Genomic DNA, 23,549 nt, shown 5'->3' with positions numbered 1-23,549 from the left:
ATGAAATTTGCCGTACCAGTTTTTCCAGGTTCTAATTGTGATCAGGATATGGTTAATGCTTTACGGGATAGTTTATCGGCGGAAGCGGAGCTGGTATCAGCTGCAACGACTGATTTAGCCGCTTATGATGCGGTCGTCTTACCCGGTGGCTTTTCTTATGGCGATTACCTACGTGGGGGCGCAATTGCGCGCTTTGCGCCAGTGATGCAGGCTGTAAAAAAGCTCGCGGCGGCCGGCAAACCGGTTTTAGGTGTTTGCAATGGGTTTCAGATTTTAACGGAAGCGGGTCTATTGCCCGGCGTCTTGCAGGCGAATCGGTCGGCTAAGTTTATTTGTCGGACGAGTGAGCTCATTATCCGCAATCCTGATACGCAGTTTACAACGGCTTATGACACCACCACGATTCAATTGCCGATTGCACACGGTGAGGGCAATTATTATTGTGACTCGACGACATTAGCGTCGTTACGCGCGCATCATCAGATTGTCTTTGAGTATGCGGATAACCCGAATGGGAGTGTGGCTAACATTGCGGGCATTATGAATCGGCAGGGCAATGTTTTGGGTTTGATGCCACATCCTGAACGGGCAGTGGAAGCCTTACTCGGTTCGACGGATGGGTTAGGACTTTTCAAGTCATTACTTGAACATTATCAGGAGGCACAACATGCTTAAAACGACTGAATTGACGCCGGAAGCCTTGCGTGATACGCAAGCTTATCGGGATTGGGGCCTTACCGATGCGGAATATCAGCTCATTAGTAAAGAGGTGTTGGGCCGGTTACCTAATTATACTGAGGCTGGCTTATTCTCTGGAATGTGGAGTGAACACTGTTCCTATAAGAACTCCAAACCAGTCTTAAAAAAGTTTTGGACCCAAGGTGAGCAAGTGTTAGAAGGGCCCGGCGAAGGTGCTGGCATTATTGATATTGGCGATGGTCAGGCGGTCGTTTTTAAAGCCGAAAGTCATAATCATCCGTCCGCTGTTGAACCTTATGAGGGCGCGGCGACCGGAGTTGGTGGCATTATTCGCGACATCTTCTCGATGGGTGCCAAACCAATTGCTTTACTGGATAGTTTACGGTTCGGTGAACCAACTGATGCCCATACTAAATATTTGATTTCACAAGTTGTTGCCGGAATTGGTGGCTATGGTAATTGTATTGGCATTCCCACAATTGGTGGTGATACTGCTTTTGACGCGTGTTACCAAAAGAATCCCTTAGTGAATGCAATGTGTGTCGGTATTTTGAATCAAGCGGATATTCAAAAGGGGCAGGCTACTGGTATTGGCAATAGCGTGATTTACGTGGGAGCTAAAACGGGTCGTGATGGTATTAACGGGGCATCTTTTGCCTCCGCTGAATTTAACGATGCGCAAACAACACAACGGTCGGCCGTTCAAGTTGGCGATCCATTTATGGAAAAACTGTTAATGGATGCCTGCTTAGAAGTTATCCATGACCATGCTGCAGTCCTAATCGGGATTCAAGATATGGGCGCCGCAGGTCTGGTTTCGTCATCGGCCGAAATGGCGTCCAAGGCTGGTAGTGGTTTGGAATTAAACCTGGACTTAGTGCCACAACGTGAAAGTGACATGACACCATATGAGTTAATGTTGTCCGAATCGCAAGAACGGATGTTACTGTGTGTCAAAGCCGGCGCCGAAGCCGAAATTTATCATGTTTTTGAAAAATATGGCTTGTCAGCCGTTACGATTGGTCATGTGACTCCAGGCCATCAGTATCAACTATTCCAGCATGGTCAATTGGTGGCGGATGTTCCAGTAGATGCCTTGGCGACGCAAGCACCAGTTTATCAACGGGAGAAAAAAAGGCCGAGTCGTCTCAGTCAGGCCAGTCATCATCAATTTATGCCACGGATTGTCGATGCGACGGGGGCTTTAAAGAAACTGCTACAGCAACCCACGATTGCCTCAAAAAAAGCCATTTATGAAACATATGACTCACAGGTTCAAACGAATACGGTTGTTAAACCGGGGTCAGATGCTGGGGTTATTCGCATTCGACATACGGATAAAGCTTTAGCCGTCACGACTGATGTGAATGGGCGCTACCTGTATTTGAATCCACGTATTGGGGGCGAAATTGCCGTTGCTGAAGCTGCCCGCAACATTGTGGCTTCTGGTGGTCAGCCGCTTGGAATTACGGATTGCTTAAATTATGGTGATCCGACAAAGCCTGAACAATTTTATGATTTAGATGAATCGGTGCTGGGCATTGCTCGGGCTTGTCAGTTGTTTAATACCCCAGTGATTTCTGGCAATGTCTCATTAAATAATGAATCAAATGGCGCTGCCATCTATCCAACACCCATGATTGGAATGGTCGGGTTGATTAAACATCAACGTGATATTACGACGCAGGCCTTTAAACAAGCTGGTGACGCAGTTTATGTTTTAGGTCAGACTGGGGCTGATTTTAATGGGAGCGAGTTACAAAAAATGTTAACCGGTGAGATTGCGGGTGACCTCTTTGATTTTGACTTGGTTACGGAACATCAAAATCAACGCTTGATGTTACGAGCCATTCAAAAAGGATTGGTTGCTAGTGCGCATGATGTTTCCGAAGGGGGACTGATTACTGCAATTGCGGAGGCTTGCTTCGATAATGCGTTAGGGGTGCAATTGACGAGTACTATGCCGGCCGCTCACTTCTTTGCAGAAACGCAATCACGGTTTGTGATTTCGGTATCAGCTGATCAACAGGCTGAATTCGACAATTTAATGGGAAATTATGCCACTTATTTAGGACAGACTACGACGGCAGATCGATTATTAGTAGCCACCGCTGATCAGACGTTTGATTTACCCGTTAGTTTTGCTAAACGGCTATGGGAAGGAGCCTTACCGTGCCTACTGAAGTAAAAGGATTAAATGAAGAATGTGGTTTATTTGGCGTCTGGGGGTCACCAGATGCCGCCCAACTCACGTATTTTGGATTACATGCGTTGCAACATCGTGGTCAAGAAGGTGCCGGTATTACGGCCAATGACCACGGGGTACTTCAATCAGAACGCGGCTTGGGGTTGTTAGCGGATGTCTTTCGCAATCCAGCGAAATTGGCACGTTTGACCGGTACTGCGGCAGTTGGTCATGTGCGTTATGCGACTGCTGGTAATCACGGGTTAGAAAATATCCAACCACTAGAATTTAATTTTAGCGATGCCCAGTTTGCATTAGCGCATAACGGTAATTTAACGAATGCGGTGACATTGCGCCGAGACTTAGAGGCGGATGGGGCAATTTTTCATGCCAGTTCTGATAGTGAGATTTTAATGCACTTGATTCGACGCAGTTCAGCGCCAACGTTGACTGGTCAATTAAAGGCTGGCTTGCGACAAGTGCATGGTGGATTTGCTTACTTATTGTTGACTAATGATCGCTTATTCGCTGCCCTTGACCCGAATGGTTTTCGGCCATTAGTTGTCGGGCAGTTACCTACTGGTGGCTATGTCGTTTGTAGTGAAACCTGTGCGCTAGATGCAGTTGGCGCAACTTTCATCCAAGATGTGCATCCGGGGGAGCTTTTAACGATTGATCAAAATGGCATCAAGATTGACCATTATACGACGCAGACCCAACTCGCTATTTGTTCGATGGAATTTATTTATTTTGCGCGCCCGGATTCAGATATTTATGGGGTGAATGTGCATTCAGCTCGGAAACGGATGGGCGCAAGGTTGGCTCAGGAAAAACCAGTGGATGCTGATATTGTTGTCGGCGTTCCTAATTCGTCGTTGTCAGCAGCGACCGGGTATGCGGAAGCCAGTGGATTGCCATACGAAATGGGGCTGATTAAGAACCAGTATTCATCCCGGACATTTATTCAACCAACCCAAGCGTTAAGAGAGCAAGGGGTCCGCATGAAGCTATCCGCTGTCAAAGGGGTCGTCGCGGGTAAACGGGTGGTCTTGATTGATGATTCGATTGTGCGCGGTACCACGAGTCGGCGAATCGTTGCGTTATTAAAGGCCGCTGGCGCGAAAGAAGTTCATTTACGGATTGCGTCACCGCCTTTACGTTATCCTTGCTTTTACGGCATTGATATTCAAACGACGAAGGAGTTAATTGCAGCCCAACAAACAATTCCCGAGATGTGTCACACATTTGGAGCGGATTCCTTGGGATTCTTGAGTGAGGCCGGTGTGATTGAGTCGGTAGGCTTACCAGTTACGGCGCCATATGGTGGGCTCTGTATGGCGTACTTTAATGGTGACTACCCAACCCCCTTATATGATTATCAAGCCGAATATGATGAAGAAATTCGCCAGTTGCAAAAAAGCCAATCAAGGAGTGATTAGTTGAGTGATGCGTATAAAGCCGCGGGGGTCGATTTGAACGCGGGTTATGAAGTCTTAAAAACCGTACAACAACTTAGCGGTAATGCCCAGATTGGTGGTTTTGGCGGGGCTTTTCCGTTATCGGATGCGGCAGTTGCCAATGAACCGGTTTTGGTAGCGGGAACTGATGGCGTTGGGACTAAGCTCTTAATTGCCATTGAAGCTAATCAACACACCACCATTGGCATTGATTTAGTCGCAATGTGTGTCAATGATATTTTAGCGCAAGGGGCGCGGCCACAATTTTTCTTGGATTATCTTGGCTTGGGTCATACGAATCCGCAGCAAGTTAAAGCAATTCTGCAAGGGGTTGTGCAGGGCTGTGAGCAGGCTGGGGTACAATTAATCGGTGGTGAGACAGCTGAAATGCCGGATATGTATGGGGCTAAGCATTATGATTTAGCTGGGTTTGCGGTCGGAATTGCCAACCGGGCTGATTTATTGATGCCAACGGCAGTTCAAGCCGGTGATGTTTTGATTGGCTTACCGTCGAACGGTCTCCATGCGAATGGCTTTAGTTTAGTCCGCGACATCTTGTTCAAGCAGCACGCTTTTAAATTAGATCAAGTTTTTGAGGTCTTAGGACATGACCTGCAAACGGAATTACTCCGGCCAACTCAAATCTATGTCAATAGTGTGTTACCACTACTACAACAAAACTTGGTTGTCAGTATGGCCCATATTACTGGTGGGGGATTAATCGAAAATGTCGCGCGTGCATTGCCACCGAAATTAAGCGCAGTCTTTGAAATGGGGAGCTGGCCGGTACCACCGATTATGCCTTTATTGGCTGAACTAGGACAGTTGACTCCCATGGATGTGCGCTCAACTTTCAACCTGGGGTTAGGGCTAGTGCTCATTGTTCATCCGGACCAATTAGCGGCGGTACAAGCTACCTTAACGCGCCAAGATCAGCCTTATTATCAAGTCGGACAAGTGACCGTTGCTGACCAAGCGGTCCAATTTCAGGAGGCAACCCATGCTTAAACGATTGGCGATATTTGCCTCTGGGGAAGGGACTAACTTTGTCGCTTTGCAACAAGCCATTCAAACGCGAGCTATTCCAGCGACGATTGGCTTGTTGGTCTGTGACCAGGCAACAGCGCCCGTGATTAAAAAAGCGCAAGCTGCCGAGATTCCCGTCTATGTGATTGATTTTAAAGCCTATCCCAGTAAAAGTGCGGCCGAAGCTGAAATTTTGACGGCGTTACAAATACATCACATTGAAGCCATTTTACTGGCAGGGTATATGCGAATTATTGGCAATACCTTGCTCACGGCTTATCCCCATAAGATTATTAATTTACATCCGGCATTGCTACCACATTTTCCGGGTCGACATGGCATTGAAGATGCATTGGCTGCAGGGGTTGCGACGACTGGGGTCACGATTCATTTTATTGATGCTGGGATTGATACCGGCCAAATTATTGCGCAGCGGCCAGTCCCCATTAAACCAGAGGATACCGTGACCACTTTAGCGACACGAATTCATGCGACGGAACATCAATTTTATCCAGACGTCTTACAAGCACTCATCAAAAAAGGAGCAATCTAATGACAAAACGGGCATTATTAAGTGTATCTGATAAACAAGGATTAACAGAATTTGCTAGCGGGTTAGTGGCTTTAGACTATGAGTTAGTTTCAACCGGTGGCACCAAAAAAGCTTTGGAAGCGGCTGGAATTCCAGTTATTGGGATTGAAACCGTGACTGGCTTTCCTGAGATGTTAGATGGTCGCGTGAAAACTTTGCATCCTAAAGTACATGCTGGCTTGTTAGCTCGTCGTGATTTGCCGGACCATATGGCGCAACTAAAGGCGGCTGGAATTACGCCGATTGATATGGTGGTCGTTAATCTGTATCCCTTCAAAGCAACCATTCAACAGCCAGATGTCACGCAAGCAGCTGCGATTGAACAAATTGATATTGGCGGTCCTTCAATGTTACGTTCGGCAGCTAAGAATTTTGCTGCTGTTTTACCAATCGTTGATCCAGCTGATTATCAACCAATTTTAACCGCCCTCCAAACCGACGCGGTGACACCAACTTTACGGCAACGTTTAGCAGCAAAAGTTTTCCAACATACCGCTGCTTATGACGCACTAATTGCCCAATACTTAACAACTGATGAATTTCCAGCGAAATTAACGTTGACTTACGATAAAAAGCAAGCATTACGTTACGGTGAAAATAGTCATCAACAGGCGGCTTTTTATGAGAATGCGTTACCAACGCCGTTCTCTATTACCGCTGCCCATCAACTACATGGTAAAGAATTGTCCTACAACAATATCAAAGATGCGGATGCCGCATTGCGGATGGTCAGTGAATATCAACGGCCAGCCGTCGTTGCCATGAAACATATGAATCCTTGTGGAGTTGGGTTAGGCGATACCTTAGAATCAGCTTGGGATAAGGCTTATGCAGCTGATAGCATTTCAATTTTTGGTGGCATTATTGCATTAAATCGGCCCGTCGACGTAGCCACTGCTGAAAAAATGCATCAATTATTCTTAGAAATTATCATTGCGCCAAGTTTTGATGATGCGGCCTATGCTGTTTTAGCTGAGAAGAAGAATTTACGGTTATTGACGGTTGATTTTGATCAAGCACATACGGCGGATCAATTTGAAACGATTTCAGTCGGTGGCGGTCTCTTACGTCAAGAAGTTGATCAAGCCTTTGAACAACCGGCTGATTTTACGGTAGTGACGAAACAACAACCGACGCCAGCCCAATTAGCTGCCCTCGCATTTGGTCAACAAGTGGTTAAACATATCAAGAGTAACGCCATGGTAGTGACAACAGCAGACCGGACTCTAGGGGTTGGTTCTGGTCAAATGAACCGTATTGATTCGACGAAGATTGCGATTGAAAAAGCCATGTCGAAGTCAGGCTATGAAAATGCCATTTTGGCTTCGGATGCCTTCTTCCCGATGGATGATTGTGTCGCCTATGCTGCGCAACACGGCATTCGAGCGATTATTCAACCGGGTGGTAGTATTAAAGACCAAGCGTCGATTGCAATGGCCGATCGTTATGGAATTGCAATGGTGACAACTGGTGTTCGGCACTTCCGGCACTAAAAAGGGGGACTAAGCATGGCTAAAGTTCTAGTTGTTGGTGGCGGTGGCCGCGAGCATGCCATTGCCAAAGCAATGCTCGCAAGTCCACAAGTGACGACGGTCTATTGTGCACCTGGAAATCCAGGGATGCAGTTGGATCTGATTCAGACCGTCGCAATTGAGGCGCTGGATTTTGTGGCTTTAGTGGCCTTTGCCCACGAAAAAGCGATTGACTTAACGTTCATTGGGCCAGAAGTTCCATTAGCTGCTGGGATTGTCGATGCTTTTCAAGCAGCTGGCTTAACGGTTTTTGGTCCGCAACAAGCAGCGGCTCGCTTAGAGAGCTCGAAAGTTTTTGCCAAACAGTTTATGCAACGACATCAGATTCCGACTGCAGATTATCAGCTATTTCATGATTTAGCGACGGCCTTAACGGCCAGTCGCCAAGGATCATTACCCCAAGTGATTAAAGTTGATGGCTTAGCGGCAGGCAAAGGCGTCACCGTGGCAGCGACGTATGATCAAGCTGCGGCGGCCTTAACCCAAGCGTTTGCAACGACTGATACGGTCTTAATCGAAGCTTATGTCGCTGGTTTTGAATTTTCACAAATGGTCTTGGTTGGTGGCGAACACTATGTGATGTTACCAACGGCGCAGGATCATAAGCGATTACGGGATAATGATCAGGGGCCTAATACTGGTGGGATGGGCGCTTATTCCCCAGTGCCACAAGTGACACCGGCAATCACTCAAGCCACCATTGATCAGATTGTGGTACCGACGTTGGCTGGGTTAAAAGCGGAGCACTTAAGTTTTGAAGGCGTTATTTATGTCGGTGGGGTGATTACCCCGACTGGGCCGCAAGTGATTGAATATAATTTACGGTTGGGTGATCCGGAAACGCAAATTTTATTACCACAGTTGCAAAGTGATTTTTATCAAGTGATTTTAGCTTTGATCCATCATCAGCAACCTGCAGTGCATTGGCAAACCACGGCGACTTATTTGGGGGTAGTCTTGGCGGCACCCGGCTATCCTGGACCGACTAAGAAGGGGGTTGCGGTACCAACCTTAGCCGGAGCGGATTACGCTAGCGTCACCGGGACGCCGCAACAGTTAGTTAGTGCAGGTGGTCGGGTGATGATGGTGACGGCCCACGCGGCTAATTTAAAGGCTGCCCAAACAGCAGCTTATGCGCAACTTGATCAGTTGAACGTCGGGCCCTTAATCTATCGGACCGATATTGGTCAGCAGGGATTAGCCGAAAAATAAAAGGCGGCAGCTACCTTGACAAGTCGGTCAAAACGACTTATAGTTTAATCAACATTTAATCGTAATCTAATATTTGCGTTGAAGAGAAGAGTAAATTTCAAACTTAAGTCGCAGTGACCCCGACTAGTGCAAACGGGGCTTATAGTTGAAATTGAAGATGAGCTCTGAGCATGTCAGATGGTTCACGCTGTCTGGCCGGTTACAACCGTTAACTTGTCAGGTATCCACTATTTTGGGTACTGATGAGGCTAGTTGTGTCAGCAACTGGCGAAGTTAGGGTGGTAACACGCAAAGGATCGTCCCTTTTAATCACAATTGTGGTTAGAAGGGGCGATTTTTTTGATTATTGGCATTAAATTTAATTTTAAACGGAGGTTTTTTTTATGACAACAACAGCAGTTTTTACTAAGCAAACGACATCCCCATTTCGGTACGACACAGTTGGGAGCTTTTTACGCCCACAAGCCTTAAAGACGGCCCGGGCACAATTTGCCCAAGGCACCATTACCGCTAAACAATTGACGGCGGTGGAAGATCAAGCCATTGTGACCCTGATCAAACAACAAGAGGCGGCAGGTTTAAAGGCGGTGACTGATGGTGAATTCCGGCGCAGTTGGTGGCATTTAGATTTTTTCTGGGGTTTACAAGGAATCACTAAGAAGACCCTTGATCAAGGGTACGTTTTCCATGATGAAGAAACGCGGGCCGAATCAGCAACCGTTACTGGCAAGCTGAGTGGTGCTAATCATCCGTTTGTTGATCATTTTAAATTTGTTCAAGCACATGTCAGTGCGGGTATTCAAGTCAAGCAGACCTTACCTGCACCGGCGCAATGTTTAGCTGAATTACAACGGCCTGAAAATATAGCGGCTTTACGGCGGGTCTATGCGACTGATGAAGCGGTGGTGGCTGATTTAGCAGCGGCGTATCATCAAGTTCTGTTAGCCTTGTATGCAGCTGGTGCACGCACAATTCAACTGGATGATTGTACTTGGGGAATGTTAGCGGGAAACCATGCCAAAGGTGCGGAAACTGGTGCAGTTTCGAAGCGTAACGATGCGGTGCTGACTGAAAATAAACAACTCTACTTAACGGTTAATAATGCGGCTATTCAAGATTTACCAGCTGACTTAACGATTAATACGCATATTTGTCGCGGTAATTATCATTCGACTTGGGCCTCAGCTGGGGGTTACGATACGGTAGCTGATCCGCTGTTCAATCATGAGAATGTTCACGCATATTACTTGGAATATGACAGTGATCGGGCCGGTGGTTTTGAGCCATTACAGTTAGTGAGTGCGGATAAATTGGTGGTGCTCGGTTTAATTACCTCAAAGTCTGGTGAGTTAGAAGCACGTCAAACGATTATTGATCGCATCCACGAAGCGGCCAAGTATGTCCCCTTGGAACGGTTATGTTTGAGCACGCAATGTGGTTTTGCTTCAACCGAAGAAGGCAACGTCCTGACGGAAGCGCAACAATGGGCTAAAATCGCCCTCGTTAAGTCAATTGCAACCGAAGTTTGGGGCGCTTAGTTAAGCAAAGTAAGTTAAAAAAAGTTGCTGCCAGAAGTTTTGAATTCCGGCAGCAACTTTTTCGTATTCGTTCGCAAAAATCAGTTTGGCCTGTGAGCTTAATTAGTTAAGCAACAAAAGCAAAATATAAGATGAAGACAACCATCATGGTCCACATTAAGGCATTAACTTCACGCCAACGGCCTTTAACCGTCATGGTAATCGGGTAGAAAATAAAGCCGACCGCGAGACCTTCTGAAATACTGTAAGTCAATAACATCATGATCATCGTGAAAAAGGCCGGGACGGCAATTTCAAATTTAGTCCAATCAATATATTGGACGTTTGATAGCATTAAAATCCCGACGATAATCAAAGCAGAGGCAGTTACGGCTGAGGTAATTACCGTTAAAACTGGTGAGAAGAAGGCGGCAACAACGAATAAGGCCGCCGCAACGACTGAAGATAGCCCGGTACGAGCACCGACCGCCACGCCGGAGGTTGATTCAACGTAAGCGGTAGTAGGAGAAGTTCCGAAGATAGCGCCGATTGTCGTGGCTAAAGCCCCACTAAACAAGGCTTTACCAACACCCTTAACTTCACCGGTGTCATGGTTGACCATGCCGGCTTCAGTGGCGACCCCAACTAAAGTCCCAGAAGTATCGAAGAGTCCGATAATGAAGAACGTGAGAATAACGATAATCATTTGAAACGAGTTAATATCAGTTAAATGGGTCAGTGCTTGACCGAAAATTGGCTGTATACTGGGAACACCACTAACAATACCAGTTGGTAACGGAATGATCTGGAAAATCATACCCACTGCGGCAGTAATGAACATGCCCCAGAAAATGCCACCAGTCACGTTAGCCGTGACTAACATCACCCCAACGACAATCCCAAAGATTGCCAATAAAACAGTCGGATTATGCAAGTTACCTAAAGCGACTGCATTGGACTTGTTGGCGACAATAATGCCGGAAGTTTGTAATCCAGAAAAGGCGATAAATAAGCCGATTCCGGCAGAAACAGCGTATTTCAGCGCACTTGGAATCAAGTTGATTAGTTGGTCGCGTAATTTAGAAAGGGTTAATAAAATAAATAAAATCCCAGCGACAAATACGCCCGCTAAGGCCGTTTGCCATGGAATATGCCATTCTTGGACGACAGTATAAGTAAAAAAGGCATTTAAGCCCATCCCAGGCGCTAATGCAACGGGAAAGTTCGCGACTAGTCCCATCAATAAGCAACCGACAATTGCAGCTAAAACGGTAGCTGTGAAGACGGCAGATTTGTTCATGCCGGCACTCCCTAATAGTTCGGGGTTGACGGCAAGAATGTAAGACATGGCTAAGAAGGTCGTCAATCCGCCAATCAATTCGGCCCGGACGGTTGTGCGACGTTGCTTCAAATGAAATAATTGCTCTAAAATAATGGTCCACTCCTAACGTAGTAAAAACTTAACAATTCAACAATTATCCAGTATAACATAGTGGTTTCGGGTTAAGCGGCACGAACTGATTTTTGGCGCCTCTTTCGACAACCTTGAGGACAAAAAAAGTGCTACAAGAAGTCACGAAATTCTTGCAGCACTTTTCTTCTGTTGTCTCAGTCTCGTTAGACTATATTATTGATCAGTTTCATTTAGCCCAACCGCTTCATCATCAATCTTTTTTTCAGCGGCATGCCGATTAAAGAGGAGATTAAGTAAGACGGCTGCTAAACTACCAACGACGACTCCGTTGCTTAACATGATTTGCAGTGCATTGGGTAAAAATTGGAAAATGTTTGTTTGGACAGTAACGCCTAATCCTAAGCCAATTGAAACGGCGGCAACCAATAAGTTATTGTTGTTTTGAAAATCAACTTGAGCCAACATCCGAATACCTTGAATGCCGACAATCCCGAACATGACAACCATGGCACCGCCTAAAACTGGCGCCGGAATGACCGTTGCTAAGGCACCGACCTTTGGTAATAAGCCCAGTAAAACTAGAAAGGCGGCCGAAAAATAAATTGGTTTACGTGTTTTGACGCCAGATAATTGAACGACGCCGACGTTTTCGGAAAAAGTGGAGTAAGGGAAGGTGTTGAACAAACCGCCCAAAATAACGGCTAAACCTTCTGCACGATATCCACGTTTTAAGTCTTCACCCTCAATTTTACGCCCGGTGATATCACCTAATGCGAAGAAGACACCAGTTGATTCAACCATAGTGGTTAAGGAAACTAAAATCATGGTCAAAATTGACGACCATTCAAAGTGGGGCGTGCCGAAGTAGAACAAAGTCGGCAAGTGGAACCAACTGGCGGCGGCAACAGGTTTTAGTGAAACCATCCCAAAGGCTCCGGCCAATAAAGTTCCGGCCAGAATGCCGATTAGAATGGCTACGGACTTCATAAATCCTTTAGCAAAGACACTGATGAGTAAAATAATAGCAATGGTTAAGAAGCCAATTCCTAAGGCAGGTAAGCTACCAAAGTTTTTAGCACTAGCATCACCGCCACCTAAGTTTTCAAAAGCGACAGGAATTAAAGTGAACCCAATAATTGTAATTAATGATCCTGTGACAACGGGGGGAATAAGCTTTTAATTTTAGAGAATAAGCCGGCAATTAAGAAGATGAAGATCCCGGCACCAATAATTGAGCCGTACATTGTTCCTAAACCGTAAGTTTTACCGATTTGGATTAATGGATTGACCGCTTGGACGGCACAGCCTAAAACAACTGGCAGCCCAATCCCGGTTAATGGCGTACGCTTTAATTGTAAGAAAGTCGCAATGCCACACATGAAAATATCTATTGAAACTAAATAAGTCATTTGTTGCGCACTAAAATGCAAGGCGGCACCAATCAATAAAGGCACTAACACGTCGCCAGAATACATCGCTAATAAATGTTGAAAACCTAAAATCGCCGCTTTGACATTGGAGATTTTAGGGGTTGCAATGGTCTCTTTCAAAAAATCTTCCTCCTCAATTCTGCGAATATGCCAAAAAAAAGGACACCCCGGCAAACGGGATGTCCTCGTTTGCTTATAGTCCAGTGTTTACGGCACTGGGTAGAAACTCGTCATCCATATCATGACATTATATAGGCAATTACTCGTATTAGAATGGGATAAGTTTAGCATAGATGAAAACCGAATACAAATGGAATCGAACAAATTAATGTTCGTGAAATCGTCACAAGCGCTCATGGCAATAATGAAAACGTTCACTTTTTTACTTGTTGATGATGCCAAAGTAAAACGGCCATTTCAAGCGTCTGCGTTTGTTCCGGATCATCCAAGGTCAGCATGAGCATTTTTTCAATTTTCTTTAAGCGGTAAATGACGGTGTTACGGTGAATTGACAGATGACCAGCAACTTCGGCAATATTTTGATGGTAGTAAAAGAAGCCATATAACGTATTTAACAGGTTTAGCTGTTCACTGTCACTCACGCTCCCAACTAAGCCACCTAAAACGCGCTCGACAAAAGATTTAGCCTCATTATGTGGAATCAATGAAATCAGTTCTTTGACGTATTTCGGGCGATAAATCGTGACGGCTTGTTGACTATGTCGACTCAAAGCCAACGCTTCAGCGGCTTCGTTATAAATGGTGGCTAGTTCAGTTAACGGTAATGTGGAGTAACTATAACCGGCGATTAGGCGCGCTGGTTTTGCCAGCCGCGGTTGAATGAAGTTGACCAGTGCTAATAAAAAATGTTGGGCATTTTGGCGCTCATTAATCAGTAGCACCAATTGTTGTTTGAGCGAGAAGGCAATGACTGGTGTTTGATATTCCTTAATAAACCATAACGTTAACTGTTGAACTTGTTCCAACAAGGCATTGCTCAAGAGCGTTTGGTGCGGCGTCGTGACCAGAATGGTCGCACAGTGGAATTTAGTGCTTGGTTCAATTTCGCGACTCTTCAAGATTTTATGAATTAAGTCATTGGAAATGCCGCCGTCCATGACGTTCAAATAAAAACCACTTTGGTTACGAAATGCAGATTCGTTTAACATATCAGTGCGGCTATTCACGAAGCTTAACGTGTTTAAGACGATTTGGGCCAACATCTGATCGGTGGAGTTAGTGGCATCGAAATTTAAAATACCGATAAACGCTTTATTTTCTTTGTAAGTGGAAAATAAAGGGTGAATCGTAATGGATTGACCATGATAGTCTAAGGTCAGCTGGGTATGTAAATTTAAATAATCGATATTGGTCTCGGTGCGTAAATAATGTGTCAACGTGTGACGTGTCAGAGGTAAGTCTTCTGAAGCACTGACGACGCGAAAATGGCTGTCCATTAAAAATAACGGATGCGTAATTAAGTCACTACATTTATTCAAGACGGTGGCATGCGACGGATCTTTCAATAACAAGTCCGCTAAGGTTTGGTTGACTTGAACGATTCGACTCAACTCATCCGTTTGTGAGCTGAGAATAATGGTGAGCATTTTACGCATGGTCGTCGAGATCAATTCTGCAGCGGGCGTCACAATAATAGGAAAATCAAGTTCGTTAGCCAATGCAATCACAGCGGCTGGTAGGTGGTCCAAAAAGCGCTGGTCTTTTACGCCTAGTCCGGCGCAATGAGCTTGATGCATGGCTTGAATTAAAGCTGCTGGGTCAGTCGTGGCATTAGTAAAGGGATAGCCATTAGTAATGAGAAATTGATGGGCTTTTAAATAGTTAGCAATGTCAGGTGATTCAATCATCCCAATAGTGTTAATTTCCCGGTTGAGGCCCTGAGTGCCCGCAATGACCCGCATCTGATGCATTGATGGGGTTTGTAATAAAGTTTTTAAATGCATGCAATCCCCCCTAAAATTGGTTATCTTTCACAAGTAGTATACCGATAATTTGGCAGTTTGACTATATTTAAATGAAAATAAGATTAAAAAATGATGAATTGATTTAGCCGAAAGTTAGTTGGGTTAATGATGTGTCCAGCAAACAGCCGCCGTTAATGAAAAAGAAACTAATCGCTACAAGAATTCACAAAATCCCTGTAATGATTAGTTTCTTTTGTCCGAGCGTGCCAGTAGTTAGTGTTTCCATTGCCGTTGTTGTTGGCGCTGGTGGCGCCATGTAATTAGGCCCAATAGGCCGACTACGGGGCCAAGCAAAGCATAAGTTTTAAGTAGTGGCGCTAATAGGCCAATCAGGACAGCTCCGAGACCGAAGCTTCCCATAATAATGAGTATATCCAAAGCTTGGACGCGCGCTGCTTGGTCATGATGCCGGATACCAGCGTTTAATGCAGCCGCTAGCATGCGGAAATAGTCAGTCAAAGGACTACTTGTTAAAGTTGTCGTTTTTAAGGTATGAAAAATTTGAACTTGAACGGCCGCTGCCAAAGCTAGCAAGCCAATCAAGATGACTTCTGGTAACCACGTCATTAAGAGTGTTGTTAGTAATAAAATAAGTAGTTCTGACCAGAGTAGGCCAGAAGTTGGTTGATGGTGCTTACGAATTAAATAGGCGTGTAAGCCCTGAACTAGTAGGGTTCCAAGCATGAAAGCGAGCATCGCCACGATATAATTGCCTAACCGGGTGAAGTTTAGTTGGCCGAGCTGTAAACCGAATAAAATTAAGTTTCCCATTTGGAAGCCAGCAAAGACGGTGCCGTGCTCCAAGTACGTGTAAGCTTCTAAAGCTCCCGCTACGAGCATTAAGCCACTACTGAACAACAGCTGCTCGCGGGCTGGATTAGTGCGCTGTTTCAATTTAGTCACCTCAGTAAAATTTTGTCTATTCAGTATAGCGTAAGTTCAGCAATTTAAGTTGACATAGCCCAGATAACACGTGTACAACTAGGATGAAAGCCTATATTGACGGGGATTATGTCGCTAATTAAAAGTCTTTAAAGAAATGAGCAATCGGGAATTTTGGCCGGACTGTTAGGCGTGATAATAATAGCAGGACTTGGCCCTGCCAACTTGGAATCTTTCCTTGACAGTCTGCTGACATTTAGTTACACTTAGTGAAATTAAAGAGCACCTTTAAATTAGTCCTGTGAGGCTAACAAGGGGAACGTAACTAGGAGTCTCCCACGCTTTTCGCAGGAAAAACGGGGGGACTTTTTTCTTTTCCCCATACCACCCAATAAAATGAATGGAGCTGACTATTATGGCACGAGAAGTCGTTGATGCAATGACGATGCGCCGCGCGTTAACGCGGATTACGTACGAAATTATTGAACAAAATAAAGGCGTTGGTAATTTGGTCTTTATCGGGATTAAAACCCGGGGGATTTTTTTGGCGCAACGGTTGGCGCAACGTCTAAAGCAATTAGAAGGCGTCGACGTGCCAGTTGGTTCACTAGATATTACCTTATATCGTGATGATCATCATGCGATTGATGTTCAGGGACAAGCACGCTTAAATGGTGCTGAAATTCCAGTCGATATTAATGGGAAGCATATTATTTTAGTCGATGATGTGTTATTTACCGGGCGGACGGTGCGAGCAGCGTTAGATGCCTTAATGGATCAAGGCCGGCCAGCTAAGATTTCGCTAGCTGTCTTAGTTGATCGTGGCCATCGAGAATTGCCGATTCGGCCAGACTTTATTGGTAAGAACATTCCAACGGCCCTAGATGAACAGGTAAGTGTCGCTTTAGAAGAACATGATGGTCATGACGGCATTGCCATCGAAAAATTAGAATAATGAATTGAATAATTAACCATTTAATTGTTTCCAGAGAGGAACGAAACGGTTGACCATGCGTGGTCATTTTAATCGGAGTCTAACCTCTTTGCAAACAAATTTGCAACGGGGTTAGACTTTTTTCTTAGGCTAAAAATAATGAGGAGACGGCAAAAGAGCATGCAAACAACGAATAATCTAGTGAGTGTTGATCAGTTTAGTAACACCGATGTGATGACCTACATTCATTTGGCACAAGCATTTAAACGGGGGTTAACGGTGTCGTTAAAGCAACCGGTCTACGCCATGAACTTGTTTTTTGAGAACAGTACCCGGACGCATACTAGTTTTGAGATGGCCGAACGACGCTTAGGGGTGCAAGTTATTCCGTTTGACCCGCAAGCGAGTTCCGTCACTAAGGGTGAGAGTTTATTAGATACGCTTAAAACGGTGGCCGCAATCGGGGTTAATTTAGTCGCAATTCGTCATCCTAAAGACCACTATTACGATGCTATCGTGGCGGCCAAGTTATCGTTGAGCTTAATTAATGCTGGTGATGGCAGTGGGCAACATCCATCGCAATCTTTATTAGATATGTTAACGATTTATGAAGAATTCGGTCATTTTAAAGGCCTGAAGATTGCAATTGTGGGTGATTTACAGCACTCGCGCGTGGCTCGCTCAAACATGATGTTATTAACTCAGCTCGGGGCAGAAGTGTACTTTAGTGGACCTGAAGCTTGGTATAACAGTGACTTTTCCGCCTATGGCACGTATCAGCCGCTTGATGACTTAGTCGGTCAGATGGATGTCATGATGTTATTGCGGGTGCAACACGAACGGTTAACTCAGGTGAACAATGCCGCTTTTGATGCGACGACTTATCATCAACAATATGGCCTTACAATGGCTCGGGCGGCTAACATGCCGGCACAGGCAATTATTATGCATCCAGCACCGGTTAATCGGGGCGTCGAGTTAGCTAGTGAGTTAGTTGAAGCGCCACAATCCCGCATTTTTCAACAAATGACTAATGGGGTTTATGTTCGGATGGCAATGGTTGCCAAGTTGTTAGGTCAGCAGGGGTTGCTCGATGCGACCCAATTAGAAAAGGAGCCCATTGATGACAACCTTAATTAAAAATGCACAAATTTTAGTAGCTGGTCAACTAACGACCCAAGATATTTTAATTCAAGCCGGTCGGATAAAAGCCATCGGCCAACAGCTGAATCAACAATATGGCGCCGCCGACCAATTGATTGATGCCACCGGTCAGCTCGTTATTCCCGGATTGGTGGATGTCCATGTGCACTTACGCGATCCTGGTTTGACGGCGAAAGAGACCATTGCCACGGGCACGATGGCAGCGGCCCATGGTGGGTTTACAACGATTGGCGCCATGCCCAATGTGGCACCGGTTCCAGATACACCGGCAAAAGTAGCCGCAATGGTGACTGCCAATGCTGAAAAAGGGCACGTCCATGTGGCCCAATATGCAAGCATTACCACTGAGCGGACCGGCGATAAATTAGTTGACTTTGCTGGCGTTAAACAAGCTGGTGCGTTTGCAGTAAGTAACGATGGGGCCGGCGTCCAAACCGCGGGAACCATGTATCAAGCCATGTGTGGTGCTGCTAAAGCGGGCTTAACGTTAGCGGCCCATGTGGAAGATGATTCCTTAACTTATGGTGGTGTGATGAACGCTGGTCCAGTTGCTGATCGGTTAGGGTTACCGGGAATTATGGGGATTTCAGAATCTGCCCAAATTGCACGCGACGTCTTGTTAGCAGAAGCCAGTGGGGTGCATTATCATGTATGTCATGTTTCTACAGCCGCCAGCGTGCGTGTGATTCGCGACGCCAAACGGGCTGGCATTAACGTCACGTGTGAAGTTTCGCCGCACCACTTATTATTAACTGATACGGATATTACGTCCGATAATCCGATGTTGAAGATGAATCCGCCATTACGGTCACCGCAGGATCGTGCCGCCTTAATTGCGGGGTTACTCGATGGGACCATTGATATGATTGCGACGGATCATGCGCCGCATACGGATGCGCAAAAAGCGGGTTCAATGCGAACCGCGGCTTTTGGAATTACGGGACTAGAAACGGCTTTTGCTACGTTATATACCGCCCTAGTTAAGTCCCGTTTGTTAACGCTGGGTCAATTAGTGGCCTTGATGAGCACGCACCCCGCTCAATTATTTGGGTTAAAAAAAGCTGGTCGACTAGCTCCCGGGGTTCCTGCGGATATTGCCATTATTAATTTGGATCAAGCTTATGAGATTAAAGCCGATCAAATGCAATCAAAAGGTCATAATTCGCCCTTCATTGGTTGGCAAGTTTATGGTCAAGTATTAATGACCTTGGTGGACGGTCAGGTGGTTTATGGAAAGGAACGGCAAGCATGAAACGATATTTAGTCTTAGCGGATGGGACAATTTATCCCGGTACCGCTTTTGGGGCGCCAACAGTTGCACTCGGTGAGTTAGTTTTTAATACCGGCATGAGTGGGTACCAAGAATCGATTACAGATCAATCATATAATGGTGAAATCTTGATGTTTACCTATCCTTTAATTGGTAATTATGGGATTAATCGTGATGATCATGAATCAATAACACCGACTTGTAAAGGCGTGGTCGTGCATGAACTTGCCCGTCGTGCCAGCAATTGGCGTAGTGAAATGTCGTTGGATGATTACTTGAAAATGACAGGAATTCCTGGGATTACGGGGATTGATACGCGTGCAGTAACGAAGCATATTCGGACGATGGGAGCGATGAAGGCGACCATTGTGGATACGGTTAAATCAGATACTGTGACGCGGCTACAGGCCACAGTCTTGAATGCGGCCGTTGTGGCTGAAAGTTCTACCACCAATGCTTATCCGAATCCAGCTACTGGACCCAACGTGGTCGTGGTTGATTTCGGGTTGAAACATTCCATTTTGCGAGAATTAGCTAAACGACAATGTAACGTGACCGTGTTACCGTACAACACGACGGCTAGCCAAATTCTAGCGTTAAATCCAGATGGGATCATGTTAACGAATGGCCCGGGTGATCCTAAAGCGGTGCCTGAAGCGTTGACGATGATTCGTGAAGTTGAAAAGCACGTGCCACTCTTTGGTATTTGTTTAGGGCACCAGTTATTTGCTTTAGCAAATGGGGCCGATACTTTCAAAATGAAATTTGGACATCGGGGCTTCAATCATCCGGTGCGAGAAATTGCGACGGGCCGAATTGACTTTACGTCCCAAAATCATGGTTATGCGGTGGATCGGGCCTCATTAGTACAAACCGACTTGATGATAACGCACGAAGAAATTAATGACGGTACCGTCGAAGGCGTTAGACATCGGCACTATCCGGCCTTTTCAGTTCAATATCATCCGGACGCCGCCCCGGGCCCCCATGATGCTGACCATGTTTTTGATGAATTTATTGATTTAATGGCTGCACAAGCAACGACGCAGAAAGGAAGCAATTTCAATGCCTAAACGCACAGATATTCATAAAATTATGGTCATTGGTTCGGGCCCCATTATTATTGGGCAAGCTGCTGAATTTGATTATTCTGGGACCCAAGCTTGCTTAGCTTTAAAAGAACTTGGCTATGAAGTTGTTTTAGTTAACTCAAATCCAGCGACCATTATGACGGACAAAGAAATTGCCGATCAGGTTTACTTAGAACCAATCACTTTAGAGTTCGTTTCGCAAATTCTGCGTAAGGAACATCCGGATGCCATTCTGCCGACTTTAGGTGGACAACAAGGGCTAAATATGGCGATGGAATTAGCAGATTCCGGTATTTTAACAGCACTTAAAATTGAATTATTGGGAACCAAGTTGAGTGCAATTGACCAAGCAGAAGATCGCGAGAAATTCAAAGAACTGATGGAGACCTTAGGTGAACCCGTTCCAGCTTCAGGGATTGCTTATACGGTTGAAGATGCTGTATCTTTTGCAACAACGACCGGCTATCCGGTCATCGTGCGCCCGGCCTTTACTATGGGTGGCACGGGCGGTGGGATTGCTGAAAACGAAGTCGACTTACGGACGATTGCTGAAAATGGGTTGGCGTTGTCGCCAGTGACCCAAGTCTTGATTGAACAAAGCATTGCTGGGTATAAAGAAATTGAATTTGAAGTCATGCGGGATGCGGCCGATAATGCGATGGTAGTTTGTAACATGGAAAACTTCGACCCCGTGGGAATTCATACCGGGGATTCGATTGTGTATGCGCCCGTCCAAACCTTATCTGATCGTGAAGTGCAACGTTTACGGGATGCATCGTTAAAGATTATTCGGGCATTGAAAATTGAAGGGGGCTGCAATGTTCAACTTGCCTTAGACCCTAACAGTTTTAACTATTATATTATCGAAGTGAACCCCCGGGTAAGTCGGTCATCGGCCTTAGCCTCTAAGGCGACGGGGTATCCCATTGCGAAAATGGCTGCCAAAATTGCGGTCGGGTTGCACTTAGACGAAATTAAAAATCCGGTTACTGGTACCACGTATGCGGAGTTTGAACCGGCATTGGATTACGTGGTTTGCAAGATTCCACGGTGGCCATTTGATAAATTTACCCATGCTGATCGGCGTCTTGGCACCCAAATGAAAGCCACTGGCGAAGTGATGGCCATTGGGCGTAATATCGAAGAAGCCACGTTAAAAGCGGTCCGCTCCCTAGAAATTGGTCATACTTATATTGATGACCCGGCATTAGCAACGGTTGACGACGATACGCTTAGCGATAAGCTGATTCATGCGCAAGATGACCGGCTATTTTACTTAGCCGCGGCGATTCGTCGGGGGTATCAGATTGAAGACTTAGCGGAATTAACCAAGATTAACGTATTCTACTTGGATAAATTATTACATTTGATTGAACTTGAACGAGCGTTAACCGCGCAGCCGGATAATCTGGAAATCCTGACAACTGCTAAACAAAATGGGTTTGCGGATGCGACGGTGGCCAATTTATGGCACGAAACAGTTGATACCGTTCGCCATTTTCGGCAAGCTAATCAGTTAACGCCGGTTTATAAGATGGTGGATACTTGTGCAGGTGAATTTGCTTCCACGACGCCGTATTACTATGGCACGTATGAGACTGAAAATGAAAGTCAGGTTAGTGCACGCCAATCGGTCTTAGTTCTTGGTTCTGGACCGATTCGGATTGGGCAAGGTGTGGAATTTGATTATGCCACGGTTCATTCAGTTAAAGCAATTCAACAAGCTGGTTATGAAGCGATTATTATGAATAGCAATCCAGAAACAGTTTCAACCGATTTCTCGATTTCCGATAAACTATATTTTGAACCTTTGACCTTAGAAGATGTTTTGAATGTGATTGATTTGGAACAGCCCTTAGGGGTTATCGTGCAATTTGGGGGTCAGACTGCGATTAATTTAGCTGCGCCGTTAGCAAAACGTGGTGTTAAAATTCTTGGCACCAGCGTGGCGGATGTGAACCGTGCTGAAGACCGCGATGAATTTGATCGGGTGATTAAGCAATTACAGATTCCACAACCAGCTGGCGATACGGCTAGTGATGAAGCCACGGCATTGGCGATTGCGGACCGCTTAGGCTATCCGGTCTTAGTTCGGCCAAGTTATGTATTAGGTGGTCGGGCGATGGAAATCGTTAAAAAACGGGCGGATTTGGACTATTACATGCATAATGCGGTCCAAGTCTCTCATGACCATCCGGTGTTAGTGGACCGATATTTAGTCGGTAAAGAATGTGAAGTGGACGCCATCTGTGATGGTGAAACGGTCTTGATTCCGGGCATTATGGAACATATCGAACGAGCGGGCGTCCATTCGGGAGACTCGATGGCCGTCTATCCGCCACAATCACTTTCGGCAGTGGTGCAACAACAAATTGTGACTTATACGAAACAATTGGCCCTGACTTTAAACTGCATCGGTATGATGAATATTCAATTTGTCATTCACGATGAGCAAGTGTATGTGATTGAAGTTAATCCCCGGGCTAGTCGGACGGTGCCATTTTTAAGCAAGGTTACCGGGATTCCGATGGCCCGGGTCGCAACGCGTGTTATTCTAGGACAAACCCTGCAAGCGCAAGGCTATGCGACGGGCTTAGTGCAGCCGGGGCCACTCGTACATGTTAAAGCCCCAGTCTTCTCATTTTCCAAGTTGAACCGTGTTGACAGTCTGTTAGGACCAGAAATGAAGTCTACTGGTGAAGTGATGGGGAGCGATCAGACGATGGCAAAAGCGTTATATAAAGCTTTTGAAGCAGCAAAACTCCACGTACCGAGCCATGGCAATGTCTTGATTACGGTGCGCGATGATGATAAACCTGAAGCGCGGCAATTAGCCCAACGGTTCCATGAACTGGGCTTCCAATTAATGGCGACTAGTGGCACTGCCACGGACCTGACCGCAGCTGGCTTACCAGTCAAGGTGGTCAATAAAATTGCAACCGGTGAACATGACTTACGCCATCAAATGGAGGCGGGACAAGTTCAAGTGGTAATTAATACCGTTTCAGATGAAGAACAAGCTGAAAACGATGGGACGTTGATTCGTAATACGGCAATTGCCCATGGCATTCCGTTGTTTACCGCTTTAGATACGGTTGCTGCAATTTTGCAAGTCTTAGAATCACAATCATTTGTGACGCAAGCCTTATAAATAGGAAA

16 protein-coding genes, 1 pseudogene and 1 riboswitch are annotated in these 23,549 nt (G+C 45.7%); of the genes and pseudogenes, 13 read left to right on the top strand and 4 right to left on the bottom strand.

Going from position 1 to position 23,549, the window contains the following annotated elements; genetic code table 11:
• The 8 genes from purQ (at position 1) to C5Z25_RS04070 (ending at position 10,241) form a co-directional block, all read left to right on the top strand.
• A complete protein-coding gene (gene purQ / locus C5Z25_RS04105) occupies positions 1-675 on the top strand; it encodes a phosphoribosylformylglycinamidine synthase subunit PurQ (RefSeq protein ID WP_105451464.1) in 675 nt (224 codons plus the stop codon).
• Positions 668-2,887 (top strand): phosphoribosylformylglycinamidine synthase subunit PurL, encoded by a 2,220-nt coding sequence (purL, locus tag C5Z25_RS04100; protein ID WP_105451463.1) that lies wholly within the window; start codon positions 668-670, stop codon positions 2,885-2,887. The genes purQ and purL overlap by 8 nt, the downstream gene beginning before the upstream one ends.
• On the top strand, positions 2,872-4,323 hold the full coding sequence (gene purF, locus C5Z25_RS04095) for an amidophosphoribosyltransferase (RefSeq protein ID WP_105451462.1): 1,452 nt from the start codon (positions 2,872-2,874) through the stop codon (positions 4,321-4,323). The genes purL and purF overlap by 16 nt, the downstream gene beginning before the upstream one ends.
• Entirely contained in the window at positions 4,324-5,349 is a 1,026-nt protein-coding gene (gene purM / locus C5Z25_RS04090) for a phosphoribosylformylglycinamidine cyclo-ligase (RefSeq protein WP_105451461.1), read from the top strand.
• Entirely contained in the window at positions 5,342-5,920 is a 579-nt protein-coding gene (gene purN / locus C5Z25_RS04085) for a phosphoribosylglycinamide formyltransferase (RefSeq protein ID WP_105451460.1), read from the top strand. Before purM ends, purN begins: the two co-directional genes overlap by 8 nt.
• A complete protein-coding gene (purH, locus tag C5Z25_RS04080; RefSeq protein WP_105451459.1) occupies positions 5,920-7,452 on the top strand; it encodes a bifunctional phosphoribosylaminoimidazolecarboxamide formyltransferase/IMP cyclohydrolase in 1,533 nt (510 codons plus the stop codon). The genes purN and purH overlap by 1 nt, the downstream gene beginning before the upstream one ends.
• 15 nt (positions 7,453-7,467) lie before the next feature.
• Positions 7,468-8,703, top strand: coding sequence for a phosphoribosylamine--glycine ligase (purD, locus tag C5Z25_RS04075; protein WP_105451458.1), 1,236 nt, complete (start codon positions 7,468-7,470; stop codon positions 8,701-8,703).
• A 383-nt stretch (positions 8,704-9,086) separates the two neighbouring features.
• Positions 9,087-10,241: a 5-methyltetrahydropteroyltriglutamate--homocysteine S-methyltransferase gene (locus tag C5Z25_RS04070; protein WP_105451457.1), complete on the top strand. Its 1,155-nt coding sequence runs from the start codon at positions 9,087-9,089 to the stop codon at positions 10,239-10,241.
• A 106-nt stretch (positions 10,242-10,347) separates the two neighbouring features.
• On the opposite strand, the gene C5Z25_RS04065 is transcribed toward C5Z25_RS04070, so the two are convergent.
• The 4 genes and pseudogenes from C5Z25_RS04065 to C5Z25_RS04050 form a co-directional block, all read right to left on the bottom strand.
• The gene (locus C5Z25_RS04065) at positions 10,348-11,655 is read right to left on the bottom strand and encodes an NCS2 family permease (protein WP_490334653.1); all 1,308 of its coding nucleotides are present in this window, start codon (positions 11,653-11,655) and stop codon (positions 10,348-10,350) included.
• Positions 11,656-11,847: 192 nt separating this feature from the next.
• Positions 11,848-13,172 (bottom strand): annotated as a pseudogene (locus C5Z25_RS04060) (nucleobase:cation symporter-2 family protein).
• Between the two features lie 68 nt (positions 13,173-13,240).
• Positions 13,241-13,339: riboswitch (purine riboswitch) on the bottom strand.
• A gap of 99 nt (positions 13,340-13,438) precedes the next feature.
• Positions 13,439-15,028: a PucR family transcriptional regulator gene (locus C5Z25_RS04055; RefSeq protein ID WP_105451455.1), complete on the bottom strand. Its 1,590-nt coding sequence runs from the start codon at positions 15,026-15,028 to the stop codon at positions 13,439-13,441.
• A 234-nt stretch (positions 15,029-15,262) separates the two neighbouring features.
• On the bottom strand, positions 15,263-15,943 hold the full coding sequence (locus tag C5Z25_RS04050) for a YoaK family protein (protein WP_105451454.1): 681 nt from the start codon (positions 15,941-15,943) through the stop codon (positions 15,263-15,265).
• Positions 15,944-16,346: 403 nt separating this feature from the next.
• Between C5Z25_RS04050 and pyrR the strand changes: the two genes are divergently transcribed.
• The 5 genes from pyrR (at position 16,347) to carB (ending at position 23,541) form a co-directional block, all read left to right on the top strand.
• On the top strand, positions 16,347-16,886 hold the full coding sequence (pyrR, locus tag C5Z25_RS04045; protein ID WP_105448960.1) for a bifunctional pyr operon transcriptional regulator/uracil phosphoribosyltransferase PyrR: 540 nt from the start codon (positions 16,347-16,349) through the stop codon (positions 16,884-16,886).
• A 159-nt stretch (positions 16,887-17,045) separates the two neighbouring features.
• On the top strand, positions 17,046-18,005 hold the full coding sequence (locus C5Z25_RS04040; RefSeq protein ID WP_105451453.1) for an aspartate carbamoyltransferase catalytic subunit: 960 nt from the start codon (positions 17,046-17,048) through the stop codon (positions 18,003-18,005).
• On the top strand, positions 17,989-19,281 hold the full coding sequence (gene pyrC, locus C5Z25_RS04035) for a dihydroorotase (protein WP_105451452.1): 1,293 nt from the start codon (positions 17,989-17,991) through the stop codon (positions 19,279-19,281). Before C5Z25_RS04040 ends, pyrC begins: the two co-directional genes overlap by 17 nt.
• Positions 19,278-20,372 (top strand): carbamoyl phosphate synthase small subunit, encoded by a 1,095-nt coding sequence (locus C5Z25_RS04030; protein WP_105451451.1) that lies wholly within the window; start codon positions 19,278-19,280, stop codon positions 20,370-20,372. Before pyrC ends, C5Z25_RS04030 begins: the two co-directional genes overlap by 4 nt.
• A complete protein-coding gene (gene carB / locus C5Z25_RS04025) occupies positions 20,365-23,541 on the top strand; it encodes a carbamoyl-phosphate synthase large subunit (RefSeq protein ID WP_105451450.1) in 3,177 nt (1,058 codons plus the stop codon). Before C5Z25_RS04030 ends, carB begins: the two co-directional genes overlap by 8 nt.
• Positions 23,542-23,549 lie beyond the last annotated feature (8 nt).

Source organism: Lactobacillus sp. CBA3605 (assembly GCF_002970915.1).
Lineage (GTDB): Bacteria > Bacillota > Bacilli > Lactobacillales > Lactobacillaceae > Lactiplantibacillus.
This window is presented reverse-complemented; position numbering and strand designations above follow the sequence as displayed.

Bases quoted from the DNA above. Each gene is read 5' to 3' on its own strand.
- C5Z25_RS04030 (WP_105451451.1), top strand. From the start codon at position 19,278: ATGAAACGATATTTAGTCTTAGCGGATGGGACAATTTATCCCGGTACC.
- purN (WP_105451460.1), top strand. From the start codon at position 5,342: ATGCTTAAACGATTGGCGATATTTGCCTCTGGGGAAGGGACTAACTTT.
- C5Z25_RS04070 (WP_105451457.1), top strand. From the start codon at position 9,087: ATGACAACAACAGCAGTTTTTACTAAGCAAACGACATCCCCATTTCGG.
- purQ (WP_105451464.1), top strand. From the start codon at position 1: ATGAAATTTGCCGTACCAGTTTTTCCAGGTTCTAATTGTGATCAGGAT.
- pyrC (WP_105451452.1), top strand. From the start codon at position 17,989: ATGACAACCTTAATTAAAAATGCACAAATTTTAGTAGCTGGTCAACTA.
- C5Z25_RS04040 (WP_105451453.1), top strand. From the start codon at position 17,046: ATGCAAACAACGAATAATCTAGTGAGTGTTGATCAGTTTAGTAACACC.
- purH (WP_105451459.1), top strand. From the start codon at position 5,920: ATGACAAAACGGGCATTATTAAGTGTATCTGATAAACAAGGATTAACA.
- pyrR (WP_105448960.1), top strand. From the start codon at position 16,347: ATGGCACGAGAAGTCGTTGATGCAATGACGATGCGCCGCGCGTTAACG.
- purD (WP_105451458.1), top strand. From the start codon at position 7,468: ATGGCTAAAGTTCTAGTTGTTGGTGGCGGTGGCCGCGAGCATGCCATT.
- C5Z25_RS04055 (WP_105451455.1), bottom strand. From the start codon at position 15,028: ATGCATTTAAAAACTTTATTACAAACCCCATCAATGCATCAGATGCGG.
- purL (WP_105451463.1), top strand. From the start codon at position 668: ATGCTTAAAACGACTGAATTGACGCCGGAAGCCTTGCGTGATACGCAA.
- carB (WP_105451450.1), top strand. From the start codon at position 20,365: ATGCCTAAACGCACAGATATTCATAAAATTATGGTCATTGGTTCGGGC.